The organism is Muricoccus vinaceus (assembly GCF_042433125.1).
Classification (GTDB): Bacteria; Pseudomonadota; Alphaproteobacteria; order Acetobacterales; family Acetobacteraceae; genus Roseomonas; species Roseomonas vinacea.
In genome coordinates, this window is record NZ_JBHLVZ010000002.1 from 323,721 (window position 1) to 340,193 (window position 16,473).

Annotated in this window: 18 protein-coding genes; 14 read left to right on the forward strand and 4 right to left on the reverse strand. The window is 74.4% G+C overall.

Features of this window, described 5'->3' with window-relative positions:
* The first annotated feature begins 9 nt into the window (after positions 1-9).
* Positions 10-738, forward strand: a complete 729-nt coding sequence (locus ACFFIC_RS03310) for an O-methyltransferase (RefSeq protein WP_377048643.1) — start codon at positions 10-12, stop codon at positions 736-738.
* Positions 739-768: 30 nt separating this feature from the next.
* Entirely contained in the window at positions 769-1,419 is a 651-nt protein-coding gene (thiE, locus tag ACFFIC_RS03315) for a thiamine phosphate synthase (protein ID WP_377048644.1), read from the forward strand.
* Between the two features lie 41 nt (positions 1,420-1,460).
* Here thiE and ACFFIC_RS03320 read toward each other — a convergent pair whose 3' ends face one another.
* A complete protein-coding gene (locus ACFFIC_RS03320; RefSeq protein WP_377048645.1) occupies positions 1,461-1,715 on the reverse strand; it encodes a hypothetical protein in 255 nt (84 codons plus the stop codon).
* Positions 1,716-1,843: 128 nt separating this feature from the next.
* Here ACFFIC_RS03320 and ACFFIC_RS03325 point away from each other — a divergent pair, with 128 nt between their 5' ends.
* Positions 1,844-2,557 (forward strand): FkbM family methyltransferase, encoded by a 714-nt coding sequence (locus ACFFIC_RS03325; RefSeq protein WP_377048646.1) that lies wholly within the window; start codon positions 1,844-1,846, stop codon positions 2,555-2,557.
* Positions 2,558-2,575: 18 nt separating this feature from the next.
* Here ACFFIC_RS03325 and ACFFIC_RS03330 read toward each other — a convergent pair whose 3' ends face one another.
* Both ACFFIC_RS03330 and epmA read right to left on the reverse strand, forming a co-directional pair.
* On the reverse strand, positions 2,576-3,817 hold the full coding sequence (locus ACFFIC_RS03330) for a tellurite resistance TerB family protein (RefSeq protein WP_377048647.1): 1,242 nt from the start codon (positions 3,815-3,817) through the stop codon (positions 2,576-2,578).
* Between the two features lie 68 nt (positions 3,818-3,885).
* The gene (gene epmA / locus ACFFIC_RS03335; protein WP_377048649.1) at positions 3,886-4,953 is read right to left on the reverse strand and encodes an EF-P lysine aminoacylase EpmA; all 1,068 of its coding nucleotides are present in this window, start codon (positions 4,951-4,953) and stop codon (positions 3,886-3,888) included.
* Between the two features lie 72 nt (positions 4,954-5,025).
* On the opposite strand from epmA, the gene ACFFIC_RS03340 reads away from it, so the two are divergent.
* The 8 genes from ACFFIC_RS03340 to ACFFIC_RS03375 all read left to right on the forward strand — a co-directional run bounded on the left by ACFFIC_RS03340 (position 5,026) and on the right by ACFFIC_RS03375 (position 14,265).
* A complete protein-coding gene (locus tag ACFFIC_RS03340) occupies positions 5,026-6,093 on the forward strand; it encodes a lysine-2,3-aminomutase-like protein (protein ID WP_377048650.1) in 1,068 nt (355 codons plus the stop codon).
* Between the two features lie 111 nt (positions 6,094-6,204).
* Positions 6,205-7,191 (forward strand): tripartite tricarboxylate transporter substrate-binding protein, encoded by a 987-nt coding sequence (locus tag ACFFIC_RS03345; protein WP_377048651.1) that lies wholly within the window; start codon positions 6,205-6,207, stop codon positions 7,189-7,191.
* Positions 7,192-7,480: 289 nt separating this feature from the next.
* The gene (efp, locus tag ACFFIC_RS03350; RefSeq protein ID WP_140886279.1) at positions 7,481-8,050 is read left to right on the forward strand and encodes an elongation factor P; all 570 of its coding nucleotides are present in this window, start codon (positions 7,481-7,483) and stop codon (positions 8,048-8,050) included.
* A 61-nt stretch (positions 8,051-8,111) separates the two neighbouring features.
* Complete coding sequence (locus ACFFIC_RS03355) at positions 8,112-8,960, forward strand: inositol monophosphatase family protein (RefSeq protein WP_377049261.1); 849 nt, start codon at positions 8,112-8,114, stop codon at positions 8,958-8,960.
* A 123-nt stretch (positions 8,961-9,083) separates the two neighbouring features.
* A complete protein-coding gene (locus ACFFIC_RS03360) occupies positions 9,084-10,367 on the forward strand; it encodes a sensor histidine kinase (RefSeq protein ID WP_377048652.1) in 1,284 nt (427 codons plus the stop codon).
* Between the two features lie 272 nt (positions 10,368-10,639).
* On the forward strand, positions 10,640-11,362 hold the full coding sequence (locus tag ACFFIC_RS03365; RefSeq protein ID WP_377048653.1) for a hypothetical protein: 723 nt from the start codon (positions 10,640-10,642) through the stop codon (positions 11,360-11,362).
* Positions 11,363-11,387: 25 nt separating this feature from the next.
* On the forward strand, positions 11,388-12,527 hold the full coding sequence (locus ACFFIC_RS03370; protein ID WP_377049262.1) for a flagellar motor protein MotA: 1,140 nt from the start codon (positions 11,388-11,390) through the stop codon (positions 12,525-12,527).
* A gap of 28 nt (positions 12,528-12,555) precedes the next feature.
* Positions 12,556-14,265 (forward strand): peptidoglycan -binding protein, encoded by a 1,710-nt coding sequence (locus ACFFIC_RS03375; protein ID WP_377048654.1) that lies wholly within the window; start codon positions 12,556-12,558, stop codon positions 14,263-14,265.
* An 18-nt stretch (positions 14,266-14,283) separates the two neighbouring features.
* Here ACFFIC_RS03375 and ACFFIC_RS03380 read toward each other — a convergent pair whose 3' ends face one another.
* Positions 14,284-14,616, reverse strand: a complete 333-nt coding sequence (locus ACFFIC_RS03380; RefSeq protein WP_377049263.1) for a DUF1491 family protein — start codon at positions 14,614-14,616, stop codon at positions 14,284-14,286.
* 117 nt (positions 14,617-14,733) lie between these two features.
* Here ACFFIC_RS03380 and ACFFIC_RS03385 point away from each other — a divergent pair, with 117 nt between their 5' ends.
* The 3 genes from ACFFIC_RS03385 (at position 14,734) to ACFFIC_RS03395 (ending at position 16,469) form a co-directional block, all read left to right on the forward strand.
* Positions 14,734-15,003 carry a hypothetical protein gene (locus tag ACFFIC_RS03385; protein ID WP_377048655.1) on the forward strand — a complete coding sequence of 90 codons (270 nt, stop codon included), beginning with the start codon at positions 14,734-14,736 and terminating at the stop codon, positions 15,001-15,003.
* Between the two features lie 113 nt (positions 15,004-15,116).
* Positions 15,117-15,953: a hypothetical protein gene (locus ACFFIC_RS03390; RefSeq protein WP_377048656.1), complete on the forward strand. Its 837-nt coding sequence runs from the start codon at positions 15,117-15,119 to the stop codon at positions 15,951-15,953.
* 168 nt (positions 15,954-16,121) lie between these two features.
* Positions 16,122-16,469 carry a hypothetical protein gene (locus tag ACFFIC_RS03395; RefSeq protein WP_377048657.1) on the forward strand — a complete coding sequence of 116 codons (348 nt, stop codon included), beginning with the start codon at positions 16,122-16,124 and terminating at the stop codon, positions 16,467-16,469.
* Positions 16,470-16,473 lie beyond the last annotated feature (4 nt).

The following is a 16,473-nucleotide window of genomic DNA, read 5'->3' on the forward strand; positions in this document are numbered from 1 at the left end:
AAGCCCCGAGTGCTCAGAACAGGCCTTGAGGCACGCGAGGCGCTGGCCATTCGCGTGCAGCGCCGCGACCCCGACGCACGCTGGACGGAAGAAGCCTTCCGCCACCTCGTCCAGCGCAAGCTCAGCGCGCCACAGCTTCCGGCCATCGCGCAGCTCGCGGCCGACATGTCCATCTTCGCGCCGCGACGCCTGCACAATGCCTATGCCGAATGGAAGGGCGGCAGCCTGATGCGCCGCCCGGGCGAGATCGCCGTTTCGAGCACCTACGGCGAGATCCTCTACTCCCTCGTGGCCGACCTCCGCCCCGCCCTGGCCTTCGAGGCCGGCGCCGGCTTCGGCATCTCCGGCTCCTACATCGCGGCCGCCCTGCAGAACCAGCGCAACGGCCAGCTCGTTTCCTTCGAGATCGGCGAGTACTGGGACGTGGCCCAGCGCAACATCGCCGCGATCTCGCCGCGCGCCCGCGTGATCAACGACGCCTTCGAGAACTTCTCCGCCCATGTGCGCTCCTCCGCGCCCGTGGACTTCGCCTTCATCGACGCGATCCACGATCCCGAGGTGATCGAGCGGCAGGTGCGCCAGCTGCACGGCTTCACCAGCCCGGGTGCCGTCGTGGTGGTGGACGACGTCTTCCAGGCCGGCGTTCCCAACCGCTCCGTCGCCACCCTCGCGGAGGAGCGCTGGGTGTCCTTCGCCGCCTTCCTCGGCACGCGCCAACTCGTGCTGGTCATGCGATAGAGCGCGCCACGCAAAACGGACACACGCCCCATGGCTGCCGCCCAGAACGATTGCCGCCTCTATCTCGTCACCCCGCCGCGGATCGATCTCGCCCGCTTCCCCGATGACCTCGCCCGCACCCTCGATGCCGGCGACTGCGCCTGCCTCCAGCTCCGCCTCAAGGACGCACCGCCCGGCGAGCTTCGCCGCGCCATCGATGCGCTCCGCCCCGTCGCCCAGTCGCGCGGCGTCGCCTTCCTCCTGAACGACGACGCCGCGCTGGCCAAGGAAACCGGCTGCGACGGCGCCCATCTGGGCCAGGAGGACGGCGACCATGCCGCCGCCCGTGCCCTGCTGGGCGAGATGACGCTTGGCATAACCTGCCATGACAGCCGTCACCTCGCGATGCGCGCGGGGGAGATGGGCGCCGACTATGTCGCCTTCGGCGCCTTCTTCCCCACCACCACCAAGGACGCGCAGCACCAGGCCGAGACGGACCTCCTGGAGTGGTGGTCCTCCATCTTCGAGATCCCCTGCGTGGCCATCGGCGGCATCACCGCCGCGAACTGCGCCCCGCTGGTGACGGCGGGAGCGGACTTCCTCGCCGTGGTGGGCGCCGTGTGGAACCATCCGGACGGCGCACCGGAAGGCCTGCGCGCCATGAACGCCGCCATCGCGGCCGCGCCCGGCCCCGCGCGCTGACCCTTCCGCCATGCCGCGGGGCTTGGCGGGAGGTCCCGGCCTCAGCGGGCCGGCATGTTCTGCGGGCGGGTGGACTGGGCCGGGGCCGTCTGCAACGGCGCCGGCGCCGGCGCGCCCGGCGCGCCCTCCAGCACCGCGCCGCCGCCCGAATAAGCGCGGTCCGTGGCCGCGGAGGCCGGCCCCTGATCCAGCGGCGGCCCCGGGGATCGGCCGGTGGTGCTCACGCCGTCCGTCAGGTTCGCCATGGCCGGCGTGGCGGCCAGCAGCAAAGCGGCGGCAAGGGTCAGGACCCGCATGATGAGCCTCCAGTGGTGATCGGATCCTGAAACGTCCGCCCTGTCCGCCCGGTTGCCGAAGGAAGCGCCCGGCCCTACCCCCGGGTGGCGACCGGACGGCACCGGGGCGCCGGGCAACGGAGAGCGCGATGGACGAACTGACCTTCCTTTCCGCCCTGCACCGGCCGGGCACGCTGGTCGACGCCGGCGCCCATGAGGGGCTGCTCACCCTGCCGCTGGCCGGGCTTCCCGCCGCCCGCGTCCTTGCCTTCGAACCCCTGGGCGAGGCCCGCGCCGCCCTCAGCTCGGCGGTGGCGGGCAGGCCCAACATCACCGTGCGCCCTGAAGCCCTCGGCGACGTCGCCGGCACGGTGGAACTGACGGTTCCCGTGCTGGATGGCGCCCCGCAATGGCAATGGGCCAGCACCTCGAAATCCTACGCCGCCCATCGTTCAAGCCGCGTCGCCGTCCGGCGGGAAAGCGTGGCCGCCATCACGCTGGACAGCCTCTCCCTCGCCGACTGCACGGCCATCAAGATCGATGCGGAGGGCGCCGAATACGCCATCCTGCGCGGCGCCCGGGAAACGCTCGCGCGCTGCCGTCCCCTGCTCACGCTGGAACTGGAGGAACGCCATGCCGAGGGCTGCACCTGGGCGGTGCCGGCCTTCCTGGACGCGCTCGGCTACGAGACCGCCTTTGAACACCAGGGCCGCTGGCACCCGATGCCGACGCTGCACCGCCCGACCATGCAGCGCGCCAGCCCCGACCCCTCCGTCTTCGAGGCGTCGGACCCCTACATCTTCAACTTCTATGCCTGGCCGGTGGAGCGCGCGGCGGAAGTCCGCGCGCTCCTTCCGGACTAGGCCCTCGGCGCCGGGCGCTCAGACCTGGGGGGTGGCGCCCCCCTGCTGCGGCTGCTCCAGCGCGCCGGATTCCACGAGCTGGTGCGCCTCGGCGGCCTGCGCGTCCAGCGACTGCCGCAGCCCCGCGGCCAGGCCCAGCCGGTGCGCCAGCGCGTCCAGATAGGCGCGCTCCGCCGCCGTGTCCGGCTCCGCCACGAGGCGGGACGCCATGTAGAGCTCGGCCTTCTGCGCGTCGGTGCGCGCGAGGGCCGCGATCGCCACGGGATCGGTCGGCGCGTCCATCGCCTGGAAGACGAAGCTCTTGGCCTCGGCGTCCAGCCCCAGCTTCTCCACCTCGCCGAAGATCCGCTCGCGCTCGTCGTTGTCCATGTGCCCGTCCGCCTTGGCGGCGGACACCATGGCCTTGATCACGGAAAGCCCGAAGGGCTGGCCATCGGCCGCCGCCATCTCCTCCTGCGCGAACTCCTTCGGATCGGGCACGCTGCCCTTGGCCCCAACCGGCGCCCCGCCCGGGTTGGTGGCGCTGCCGGCCCAGGGACCGGAGGAAGGGGGCGCGGAAGGCGCCGCCGCCCCGCCGCGGGCCGCCTCCGGCACGCCCTGCGATTCCTGGAACTGCTTCCAGGCGCGATAGGCCAGCGTGCCCAGCACGGCCATGCCGCCCATCTGCATCAGGCTGCCGCCGCCGCTCCGCCGGCGCCCGCCGCCCAGCAGCGAGCCGAGCAGCCCGCCCGCCGCCGCCGTGCCGAGGCCGCCGCCCAGCATCCCGCCAAGCCCGCCGCCGAAGCCGCCGCCGCCCATGCCGCCCGTCCCGGGGCTGCCGATGCCGCCGCCGAACAAACCGCCGCCGCCCCGGTCATCCTCCTGCGAGGGCGGCTGAACCGTGCCCTCGCGCCCCAGGCTGCCGATGCCGCCCCCGCCGAACAGCCCGCCGCCGCCGCGCTCCCCGTCGCCGAGGCTGCCGATCGGGCCGCCGAAGATGCCGCCCCCCCGGCTCTCGCCGCCGCCGAGGCTGCCGATCCCGCCGCCGCCGAACAGACCGCCGCCACCGCGGCCCTCGCCGCCCAGGCTGCCGATCCCGCCGCCGGAGCCGCCGAACAGCCCGCCCAGCACGTCGCGCAGCGACCCGCCGCCGCCCCCGCCGCCGAGGCTGCCGATCCCGCCGCCCGAGGAGCCCGAGCTTCCGCCGCCCAGGCTGCCGATTCCGCCCCCGCGCGAACCACCGCCCAGGAAGCCTTCCAGCAACGACCGTGTATCAACCATGTGAGCGTCCTCCGTTTCCGACGCACACAACGCCCGATGCACCGCTTCGATGCGCCCCGCGCCCTCCGTTACCCTTTGCCGTAGGGCCAGCCGCCGAGCCAGCGCACTCCCTCCAGCCCCGGCACCCCCGCCGCCAGCATGGCCAGGCGGTCGAAGCCCAGGGCGATGCCGGACACCGCGGGCATCCCGTGGTCCAGCGCCAGCAGGAAGTCCTCGTCCACCCCCCAGCCCCCTCCCTGCGACGTGCCGTGCAGCGCCTCGCGCTCCGCCACGTCGCGCGCGAAGCGGAGGCGCTGCTCCCCGGCGTCGCGCAGCTCGTCGAAGGCATTGCCCAGCTCCAGCCCGGCCGCGAAGACCTCGAAGCGCAACGCGGCGCGCGGGTCGGCGGGGTCGCGCCGCGCCAGCGCGGCCTGGGGCGCCGGCCAGTGGGTGAGAAAGGTCCCCCGCCCCCGCCCGAGATGCGGCTCCACGTGCTCCAGCATCAGGTGAAAGAACAGGTCCTCCCAGCCGAGCCCCGGCGGCACCGCCAGCCCCGCCGCGCGCGCCGCGCCGGCCAGCGCCGCCGCATCGCCCTCCGCCGTCGCGGGATCGACCGAGCCCAGCACGTCCACCCCCACCCGCGCGAAGGCCGCCGCCACGCTCACGCGCTCGAAGGGTTCCGAAAGCGCCGTCTCCACCCCCTCATGCGACACCACCGGCGGCAGCACGGCGCGCAGGTAGTCCTCCACCGCGTCCATCAGCGCATCGAGCCCGCCGCCGGCGAGGTAAACCTCCAGCATGGTGAATTCCGGCGCGTGGCGGGGCGAAACCTCCCCATTCCGCCACACCCGCGCCAGCTCGAAGCAGCTTCCCGCCCCCGCCACCAGCAGCCGCTTGATCGCCAGCTCCGGGGAGGTCCGCAGCCAGAGGTCCATCCCCTCCCCCCGCCCCAGATGCGGCTCGAAGCGCGAGCGGAAGGCGTGCAGATGCACCTCCATGCCCGGCACCGGCACGAGGCAGGGCGTCTCCACCTCCACGCAGCCCCGTTTCTCCCAGAAGGCCCGGGTGTCGCGCGCCAGGGCGGCGCGGCGGCGCAGCGCGGGCAGCCGCCCGGCAAGGCTGTCCGGATGCCAGTTCGGGGTGGATCGCTGCGGCACGCTCGCTGCCTCCTCGGCCAAAATCGGCCCCGTCCGTGACACAAGGGCCCGGTTGGGGCTACCAGCCCCGCCATGCCCGACGGCTCCCTCCCCACCCCCCGCCCGCTCCGCGACGCCGACGCCCTGGCCGATGCGGGCCTGGTCCCGCCCGCGGCGCTGCCGGCGCTGCGCCGGGTCGCGGCGCGCTACGCCGTTTCCGTCACCCCCGCCATGGCCGCGCTGATCGACCCGGCCGACCCCGCCGATCCCATCGCCGCCCAGTACCTGCCCCATGCCGCCGAGCTGGAGGCGACGGACCAGGAGCGCGCCGACCCCATCGCCGACCACCCGCATACCCCGGTCAAGGGCGTGACCCACCGCTACCCCGACCGCGCCCTGCTCAAGCCCCTGCTGGCCTGCCCCGTCTATTGCCGCTTCTGCTTCCGCCGCGAACAGGTCGGCCCGGCCGGCGGCGTGCTGGGCGAGGCCGAGCTGGAAGCCGCCCTCGACTGGTTCGCCGCCCACCCGGACGTCCGCGAGGCCATCCTCACCGGCGGCGACCCGCTGATGCTTTCCCCCCGGCGCCTCCGGCACATCGTCGGGCGCCTCTCGGCCATGCCGCATATCGAGATCATCCGCCTGCACACCCGCGTGCCGGTCGCCGACCCCGCGCGCGTCACGGCGGCCATGGCGGAGGCGCTGGACACCGAAACCGCGCTCTTCCTCTGCCTGCACGCCAACCACGCCCGCGAGTTCACCGCCGACGCCCGCGCCGCCCTCCGCCGCCTGTCCCGCGCCGGAGTCGCCCTTCTCGGCCAGTCCGTGCTGCTGCGCGGCGTGAACGACACGCCCGGGGCCATGGAGGGCCTCCTGCGCGCGATGCTCGCCAACCGGGTGAAGCCCTACTACCTCCACCAGCTCGACCGCGCGCCCGGCACCGCCCGCTTCGAGGTCCCGATCGCCGAGGGCCGGGCCCTGCTGGCGGGGCTGCGCGGCCGCCTCACCGGCCTTGCCTGGCCGACCTACGCGCTCGACCTGCCGGAGGGCCAGGGCAAGGCCCCGATCGGCCCCGACTTCGCGGAGCGGCAGGAGGGCGGCTGGAGCGTCCGCGGCCCCCTGGGCGGCGCCCACTTCCAGCCGGACCGGGCCGGCGAAGGCTGACCCCGCCCGGACGTGGATCGCAAACCACGGCTTCCCGCCGGCCGGGCGGCGGGCCAGACTTCCTCCCAAGCGGCGCCCGCGCAGGAGGCGCGGCACAGGGAGAGACCATCCATGACCAGGACAACGCGCCGCGGCCTCGCGGCGGCCGGCCTCGCCGCCCTCGCCGCTCCCCGGGTCGCGCGCGCCCAGGCCGGGTTCCCGAACCGCCCGATCACGATGACCATCCCCTTCGCCCCCGGCGGCCCCACCGACATCGTCGGCCGCCTCCTGGCCGAGAGCATGTCGCGCGAGATCGGCCAGCCCGTGGTCGTCGAGAACAGCACCGGCGCCGGCGGCACCCTCGGCGCCCAGCGCGTGGCGACGGCGCGGCCGGACGGCTACTCCATCCTCCTGCACCACATCGGCATGGGGGTGATCCCCACCATGTACCGCCGCCTCGCCTATGATCCCGTCAACGGCTTCGAGCCGCTGGGCCTCGTCACCGAGGTGCCGATGACCCTTGTCGGCCGCAAGGAACTGCCGGCCGCCAACCTCGCGGAACTCGTCGCCTTCATGAAGGCCCAGGGGGACCGCTTCAACCTGGCGGATGCGGGCATCGGCTCCTCTTCCGCCCTTTGCGGCGCGCTCCTCGCCAACGCCATCGGCGCCCGGCCCACCGTTATCCCGTTCCGCGGCACGGGGCCGGCCATGCAGGAGATCCTGGGGGGCCGCGTGGACCTGCTCTGCGACCAGACCACGCAAACCACCGAATACATCCGGAGCGGCGCCGTGCGCGTCTTCGCCACCCCCTCGCGCGCCCGCATCGCCACCCTGCCCGACATCCCCACCACGGCCGAGGCCGGGCTGCCGGGCTTCGAGGTCACCGTCTGGCACGGCCTCTACGCCCCGCGCGGCACCCCCGCCCCGGTCTGCGCCCGGCTGACGCAGTCGCTCCAGGCCGCGCTGCGCGACCCCCGCATCGTGCAGCGCTTCACCGAGATCGGCACCGCCCCCGTCCCGCAGGAGGACGCGACCGCCGAGGCGCACCGGCGCTTCTGGATGGCCGACATCGCCCGGTGGAAGCCGGTGATCGAGGCCACGAACGCCTATGCGGACTGATTGCGCGAGGGTGCCATCCCCAGCGCGGCACCCCCGCCCCACAGGTTCCTCACAGGGTTTTCCACAGGTTGGAACAGCGAATAATTGTGCCTTGACAATGGTTTATTGAGCCGCCCGCAGGTTCATCCGCAGCTTGTCCCCGTAAAGCCGCTCGCACGGGCGTGAGCCTTGCTGCGGGCGCGAGGTGACCCGGCCGGCGGCCGGGGCGCCGCGGTTGCATGCCCCGCCCCCCGCGTGTATTGCCCGCCCCCAATCCAGATTTCCGAACGAAGAACAGGACGCCCCGCCCATGGCGAAGATGCAGGCCAACCAGATGCGCGCCGGCATGGTCATCGAGTTCGAGGGCCAGCGCTACACCATCCTGCGCCAGAACATCATGATTCCCGGCAAGGGGAACGCGATCATCCAGGTCGACATGCGCAACATCAAGACCGGCGCGAAGAAGGACCAGCGCTGGCGCACGGCCGACACGGTGGAGCGCCTGAACACCGAGGACAAGGAGTTCAACTACTCCTACGCCGACGGCGACAACATCGTGCTCATGGACCCCGAGACCTTTGAGCAGACCACCGTTCCCGCGGTGATCCTGGGCGACCGCCTGCCCTTCCTGGTCGAGAACATGACCGTCAACGTGCGCCTGATCGAGGGCGAGCCGGTGGCCATCGGCCTGCCCGACACCGTGGTGCTGGAGGTCGTGGAGGCCGATCCCGTCGTGAAGGGGCAGACCGCCTCCTCCTCCTACAAGCCCGCCGTGCTGTCCAACGGCGTCAAGGTCATGGTGCCCCCCTTCATCACCGCCGGAGAGAAGATCGTCGTCCGCACCGAGGACGCGACCTATCTGGAGCGGGCGAAGGGCTGAGGCCCTTCCAGGAAAACCGATCATGTCCGGCGCCCAGCCCTCCTCGCGTCTCTCCCCCGCGATGACCGTGGTCATCAACGCCGCCCGAAAGGCCGGGCGGCGGCTGCTGCGCGACTTCGCGGAGGTGGAGAACCTGCAGGTCAGCGCGAAGGGGCCCGGGGACTTCGTCTCCCAGGCCGACCTCCGCGCCGAGGAGACGCTGCGCGAGGAACTGCGCCGCGCCCGCCCCTCCTTCTCCTTCCTGATGGAGGAGAGCGGCGAGAGCGGCGAGGCGGAGTGGGAATGGCGCTGGGTGGTCGATCCGCTCGACGGCACCACGAACTTCCTGCACGGCATCCCGCAGTGGTGCATCTCGGTCGGCATCGAGCACCGGCTGAGCCCGACGGCGACCGAGGTCGTGGCCGGCGTGATCTACAACCCCGCCACCGACGAGCTGTTCTGGGCCGAGAAGGGCCGCGGCGCCTTTCTCAACGACAAGCGCCTGCGCGTCTCCGGCCGCCGCGACATGAATGCGGCGCTCTTCGCCACCGGCATCCCCTTCGCCAAGGTGCCCCACCGCGCGGAATTCTCCACCACCCTCGCGAAGCTCATGCCCCAGGTGGCGGGCATCCGCCGCTTCGGCTCGGCCGCCCTGGACCTCGCCTGGGTCGCGGCCGGGCGCTACGAGGGCTACTGGGAACTCGGCCTCAACCGCTGGGACTGCGCGGCGGGGATCATCATGGTCAAGGAGGCCGGCGGCTACGTCACCGGCCCCGGCGACGAGGACCCCTACGCCACCGGCAACATCGTGGCCGGCAATCCCTTCCTCCACGGCAAGCTGCGGGAAGCGGTGGCCGAGGGCATGACCTATGTGGCCGGCCGCCGCGCCGGCACCGAGCCCGGGGTCCCGCCCGGCCTCCCGCCGGCCTGAGGCGCGGCCCGCCGGAAGGGCGGGCCGTGACAGGTCCATTCACAGCGGCGCAGAATGCGCCCTGGCCGGCCGGCGATGTGGCCGCGCGTCCCGTTGCCCCTGCGGCGAGGAGGGTATCCGACCGTGAACAGCGTTCCACCATCCTCCGGCATGGCCGGGCGGCAGGACCTCACCCTGGCCGGCGAAACCTCCCCGGACCAGGCCCCGGGGCTGCCCGACGACCTGCGGAGGGATGTCGAGTCCGTCGCGCGCCTCGACGCCGTTCCCTCGATCCTCGACGTGGTCTGCCGCATCACCGGCATGCGCTTCGCCGCCGTCGCGCGCGTCACCGAGGAGCACTGGGTCGCCTGCCGCACGCTCGACAGCATCGGGTTCGGCCTCAGGCCCGGCGACGAGCTGCAGATCGCCACCACCCTCTGCCGGGAGACTTGGCAGAGCGGCGAGCCCGTGGTGGTCGGCAACGTGTCCGAGAGCGCCGCCTATTGCCACCACCCGGTGCCGGCGATGCACGGGTTCCAGAGCTACATCTCCGTGCCGATCATCCTGTCGGACGGGCGCTTCTTCGGCACGCTCTGCGCCATCGACCCCCTTCCGACGCGGCTGGAGAATCCGGAAACCCTCGGCATGTTCCGCCTCTTCGCCGAGTTGATCGCGGCGCAGCTGAAGGCCGACGAGGAACTCCTCCGCACGCGCGCGGAGCTGGTGGAGCAGCGCGAGCTGGCGGAGCTGCGCGAGCAGTTCATCGCCGTGCTCGGCCACGACCTGCGCAACCCCGTGGCCTCCATCTCCTCCGGCACCCGCCTTCTCGGGCGCTCCGTGCAGGACGAGTCCGGCCGCCGGATCCTCGCCCTCATGCAGTCCAGCGTGCTCAGGGTCAGCGGGCTGATCAACAACCTGATGGACTTCGCCCGCGCCCGCCTGGGCGACGGGCTCGTGCTGGACACCACCGGCCGCGACCCGCTGGGCGAGGTGCTGGAGAACACGGTCTCCGAGCTGCGCTCCATCCATCCGGACCGCGCGATCGAGAGCCGCATCGCCATCACCCGGCCCGTGGCCGCCGATCAGGCGCGGATCGCCCAGCTCCTCTCGAACCTGCTGGGCAACGCGCTGACGCATGGCGCGGCGGATTCCCCCATCCGCATCGGCGCGGCGACCGAGAACAACAGCTTCGAGCTGTGGGTCGCCAACAGCGGCACCCCGATCCCGCCCGATGTTCTGCCCGGCCTGTTCCGCCCCTTCTTCCGCGGCAGCCTCCGGCCCAACCAGGAGGGACTCGGCCTCGGCCTCTTCATCGCCTCCGAGATCGCGCGGGTGCACGGCGGCACGCTGGCCGCCGCCTCGGACCCCGGCGAAACCCGCTTCACCTTCCGCATGCCCCTCGGCCACCCGCCGGAAGGAAGCCGCTGAGGCGGCGGCAACCAGGGCCCGCACGCGCCCCGCGTGACGCCGGCCGGTGCCCCGCGCGTGGCCGCGGCGGCCTTCCGGGCCCCGCCCTGGCCGGTGCGGGCCCCGAACCGCATACCGCCTCAAACCGCCCTTGCTCCCTCCCAGACGGTGCCTCCGCTTCAACACACCGCCCAACCTGGGCTACCCTCCGCGCCGTGACCCCAGAAGCAACCCCTTGCCCAGCCGCGCCAGCCGCGCCCAGACGGGCTGCGTCCGGACGGGTCGGGGCCGGCATGGCTGCGCGCAGCGCCGCCCTGGCCGCGGTGGCGATGCTCCTCGCGGCCGCCTGGCCGGCCTGCGCCACGCCGGCGCCGGCGGCGGGCCAGTCCTCCGCCGCCGAAGCCGCCGAGACGGAGGCCCCGTCCGAGCCCGCCCAGGCACCGCCCGCCCCCGTCAGCCTCGCCACCGGCCCGCTGCGCCCCAACATCCCCGTCCTGCCCGACCTCCAGCTCGCGCCCGACTTCGCCCCCATCCCCATCGGCGGCTGGCGCATCACGGGCCGCCCGGGGCGCGGTGAGGCGGACCACGGCGCCCGCATGGCCATCGAGACCATCGGCCGCTTCCTCGCCGAGCAGACCACCGGCCGCGTGACCGTGGTCGCCCAGGTGTCCGCCCCCGCCGACGACCCGTCGGTGGCCCGCCGCACCAGCCTGGCGCGCGCCATCATGCTGAAGGGCGCGCTCACCGGAGGCGGCCTGCCCGGCACGCGCATCGACATCCGCCCCATGGGCCGCACGCCCGAGGGCCTGGACGCGCTGGATATCGTCGCCCCGCCCGCGCCGCCGCCGCGCGACACACCGCCCCCGCCCGCGCCGGAGCCGCCGCCCATCCCGCCGCCGCCGCCCGCCCCCCCGCCGCGCGCCTCGGCCGGCGGCGCGCAGCCGCGCACCGCCACCCCCCCGCCCCGCCGGAACGCCCAGGGCAGCACCAACCAGGGAGGCGGGCAGACGCCATGAACGAGACGCCATGACCGTCAACGCCATGACCGACCCGACGCGCTACATCCTGCGGATGGTGCTCTTCCTGGTCTGCGTGGTGCTGGTCGCCGCGCTGCTCTTCGGCGAGCTGCAGCACGCCTTCGCCGTGAACCCCGTGCTGAACAGCCTGATCCTGGCCGTGCTGGGGCTGGGCACCGCCTGGTGCTTCCGCCAGGTGGTGCTGCTGAAGCGCGAGACCGACTGGCTGAACGCCTTCCGCGCGCCCAGGCCCGGCCAGCCCGCGCCGCGCCCGCCGCAGCTGCTGGCGCCCATGGCCTCCATGCTCGCCTCCCGCCGCCCGGAACGCCTTTCCCTCTCGACGGGGGCCATGCGCGGCGTGCTGGACGGCATCGGCTCGCGCCTCGACGAAGGGCGCGAGCTGTCGCGCTACATGACGGGGCTGCTGATCTTCCTCGGCCTGCTCGGCACCTTCTGGGGCCTGATCCTGACCATCGGCTCGGTGTCCGAGGTCATCCAGAACATGTCGGTCGGCACGGGGGACGTGACCAACCTCTTCAACCAGCTCAAGTCCGGGCTGGCGCAGCCGCTCCAGGGCATGGGCGTCGCCTTCTCCTCGTCCATGCTCGGCCTCGCCAGCTCCATCGTGCTGGGCTTCCTCGACCTCACCGCCGGGCAGGCACAGTCGCGCTTCTACAACGAGCTGGAGGAATGGCTGGCGGGCGTCACGCGCCTGTCCTCGGGGGTGCTGGGCAACGACGGCGCCGAGGGCGGCTCGGTGCCCGCCTATGTGCAGGCCCTGCTGGAGCAGACCGCGGAGAACCTGGAAGGCCTGCAGCGCATCCTGGCCCGCGGGGAGGAGCGCAGCGCCAACTCCGGCCGCGCGCTGGAAACCCTCACGGAGCGCCTGAGCGTGCTGACCGACCAGATGCGCGCCAACCAGGTGCTGATGCAGCGCGTGGCCGAGGGCCAGGCGAGCCTCGCCCCCATCCTGGCGCGCATGGCCGAGCCCAACGAGAACGACGCCGCCACGCGCGGCCACCTGCGGAACGTGGAGCTCTACCTCGCCCGCCTGCTGGAGGAATCCGCTCAGGGCCGCGCCCAGGCGACGCAGGAGATCCGCTCCGAGATCAAGGTGCTGGCCCGCACCATCGCCGCCCTGGCCGAGGCGCCGCCCGCCCCGTGAGGCACATCCCGACCCGGGCCGCGCCCCCATGGCGCTAGGCAACGGCCGCCGCGGCGCGCGGGGCGGCGCCGTCAACGCCTGGCCGGGCTACGTCGATGCCCTCGCCACGCTGCTCATCATCATCATCTTCGTCCTGCTGGTCTTCGTGCTCGCCCAGGGCTTCCTGTCGGTCGCCCTCTCCTCGCGCGACCGCGCCCTGGACCGGCTGAACCGGCAGGTGGCCGAGCTGGCCGAGCTCCTGTCGCTCGAGCGCGGCGGGGCCGAGGAGCTGCGCGCCAACCTCGGCCGCACGCAGGCGGAGGCCCGCGCCGCGGCCGCCGAGCGCGACGCCGCCCGCCGCGACCTGGAGGGCCTGCGCGCCGAGGCCGCCCGCGCCGGCACCGCCCGCGACGCGCTGCGCGAGGAACGCGACCGCCTCGCCGCGCGCCTGTCCGACGCGGACCTCGCCGCCTCCGGCAACGCGGCCCGGGTCGCGAACCTGGAATCCCGCCTTTCCGAGGCCCTGGGCACGCTGGACGCCGCCGGCACCGATGCCGCCCGCACCGTGCGCGGCCTGACCGAGACCCGCCGCACCCTGGCCGGCGAGCAGGCCGCCCGGGAGGGCGCCGAGCGGAGCCTCGCCGAAACCCGCGCCGCCCTGGAGGCCGCCCGCCGCGACCTCGCCGCGCTGCGCGAGCAGGCCACGGCGCTCGACCGGCAGGTCACCACCGACCGCGCCACCATCGAGGCGCGGCTGTCGGACATCGCCACCCTGCGCGAGCAGCTCCGCGCGCTGACGGCGCTGCGCGACCAGGCCGAGCAGCAGGCGCGCGAGGCCCTGGCCAGGGCCGAGGGCGAGGAGCGCCGCCGCCGCGAGGCCGAAGGGGTGGCCACCGCCGCAGCCGCAGCCGCCGGAACCGCCGCCACGGCGCGCGACGCCGCCCAGGCCACCGCCACCGAGGCCGCCCGCGCCCGCCAGGCCGCCGAGGCCGCCGCCGCGGAGGCCGCCCGAGGCCGCGGCGCCGCCGAGGCCCTGCTGGCCGACGCCACCCGTTCGGCCCGCGCCGAGTCCGAGGCCCGCCGCGCCGCCGAGGCGCAATCCGGCGAATACGCCCGCCTGGCCGAGAGCGCCCGCGCCCAGGCGGCGGTTCTCACGCAGCAGCTCGACTCGCTCCGTGCCGAGCTGCGCCGCGTGGCCTCCGCGCTCGACGCCCGGGAGGCGCAGGACAAGGAGAAGGACACGCAGATCGCGGCCCTCGGCACGCGCCTGAACGCGGCGCTCGCCGCGCGGGTGGAGGAGCTGCAGCGCTACCGCTCGGACTTCTTCGGCCGCCTCCGCGAGGTGCTGGGCGACCGCCCGGAGATCCGCATCAGCGGGGACCGCTTCGTGTTCCAGTCCGAGGTGCTGTTCCCCGTCGGCAGCGCCGACCTGTCCGATGCCGGGCGGGAGCAGATCGCCAACGTCACCACCCTGCTGCTCGACATCGCCCGCCGCATCCCCGAGGGCACCAACTGGGTGCTGCGGGTGGACGGCCACGCCGACAACTCGCCCCTGCGCAACACCGCGCGCTTCGCCTCGAACTGGGAGCTGTCCTCGGCCCGCGCGATCGCGGTGGCCCAGCTCATGATCCAGAACGGCCTGCCGGCGAACCGCGTGGCCGCCACCGCCTTCGGGGAGTTCCAGCCGGTGGACACCGCCGACACGCCCCAGGCGCGGGCGCGCAACCGCCGGATCGAGCTGCGCCTGACCGACCGCTGAAGGCCCGGCGCGCCGTCCTCAGATCAGGACGGCCTCGAAGGGCGGGAGCAGGTCGGGCGCCTCGAACTCCAGCACCCAGAGATCCGGGTCGCGCTTCACCTGCCGCGCCACGTAGGCATCCGCCGCCGCGTCGTCCACCGGCGCCGGGCCGCTGCCGCGCATCCAGGCCGGCCGCCCCGCGGCGTCCCGCGTCTGGGAGAGCACCACCAGCCCCTCCCGCCCGCGCAGCACGCAGAGAATGCCCCCGCTGTCCGGGTCGCCCTTGCGCAGCACCGCGCCGGGGCGCCCCGCGAGGTCCCCCATCCGCAGCGCCATCGAGGCCCAGAGGCCCGCCTTCACCCGTGCTTCCATGGCGCACCCCTGCCCCAGCCCGCGCGGCGCCGCAAGCGGGGGCTTGCCGCCCGCCTTCCGCCACGCCATTCAACAGCACCCCACGCACCCTGCCGCCCCGAACGCGAGTGTATCGCCATGGCCACCCCGCCCAAGCCGGCCGCCCCGCGCATGACCGACGCCCAGCGCGCCTACGAGGCCAAGCGCGCCGCCAAGAACGGCATGAGCCTGGAGAAGTGGCTCGCCGCCAAGGAGAAGGAGCGCGAGGAGGAGCGCCGCGCCATGACCGCCGATGCCGGCCGCCGCGCCGCGGAGGTCGCACCGCCCAAGAAGCCCGGCCTGTTCCGCCGCCTGCTCGACCGCGCCCAGCAGCCCCTCAAGAAGCAGCCCTCCAAGCCCGGCCGCTGAGCGCGCCGGAACGGATCGCCGCCCACGCGGACTGGTCGGCCCATCCCGGCAAGCGCTGGGTCTCGGTCGCCCGCCGGCGCGGCGGGGAATGGCTGGCCGAGGCGCCGCGCCCGGTGGGCGATCCCGCCGTTCTCGCGGCCGACCTGATCGCGGAAGGCGCGCCCGTGGCCATCGGCCTCGACCTGCCGCTCGGCCTTCCCCGCGCCTGGGCCGCCGCCCGGCCGGAGCCCGGCTTCCCCGACTTCCTCCGGGCATTGCCGGAGAACCCGGCCTTCCTCCAGGTCAGCGAAAGCCTGGACACCGTCTCGCCCGCGCGCCCCTTCTATCCTGCCCGCGGGCTGCGCGGCATGACGCGCGCCGCCCATGCCGCGGCGCTCGGCATGGCGGGCCCGGAGCACCTGTCCCGCCTCTGCGACCGCGCCACCGCCGAGCGCCCGGCCGGAGCCCCCGTGTTCTGGACGCTGGGCGCCAACCAGTCCGGCAAGGCCGCCATCGCCGCCTGGCGGGACTGGATCGGCCCGGCGCTGGCGGCCGGCGCGCCGCTGCGCCTCTGGCCCTTCGAGGGGCCGCTCGCCGCCCTTCTCCGCCCTGGCGTGGCCGTGCTGGCGGAAACCTACCCGGCCGAGGCCATGCGCCAGCTCGGCATCCGGTTTCCCGGCAGCAAGCGCGCCCAGGCCGCCCGCCGGGCGGCCGCCCCCGCCCTGCGGGCGGCGATGGCCCGCCTCCGCGTCGTTCCCGTGCCGGCGCTTGCCGCCGCCATCGACGGCGGGCTGGGCGCGGATGCCGCCGGCGAGGACCGCGTGGACAGCCTGCTCGGGCTGCTCTGCGTCGTGTCCGTGCTGGACGGCACCCGGCCCGACTTCATCCCCGCCGACCCCTGGGTGCGGCGCTGGGAGGGGTGGGTGCTCGGCCAGACCGCCCTGCCCCGCCCGCCTCCCCCGCCCGCTTGAAGGCGAGTGACACGCCCACCACCTGTTACGTAACGGACCCGCCGCGCGAGACCTTTCCCGATGGACCGCGCCGGCCCGTCTTGTCACGATGTGACCCCGGCCTTGCCACAATCCGGCGATCATCCACCCCGATCATCCGCGCTTCACCAGCCCCCGGAGGGCCAGTCGATGAACCAGATTTCAAAGAACGGGCTGCGCCGCCTCGCGCTTGGCGGCCTCGCAGCCGCCGCGCTGCTGGCCTCGGTCCCGGCCGAGGCCCAGGGCTGGCACCGCCGCGGCCCCAGCGGCGGCGCGATCGCGGGCGGCATCATCGGCGGCCTCGCGCTCGGCGCCATCGCGGGCGCGGCCATCGCCGCCCCGCCGCCGGCCTACTATGCCCCGCCGCCGGTCTATTACGCGCCGCCCCCCGTGGCCTATGCGCCGCCGGCTCCGGCCTATTACGCGCCGCCCGCCTATTACGCCCCGCCACCGGCCTATTACGTGCCGCCCCCGGGCTACCGCTACTACCGCTACTGAGGGT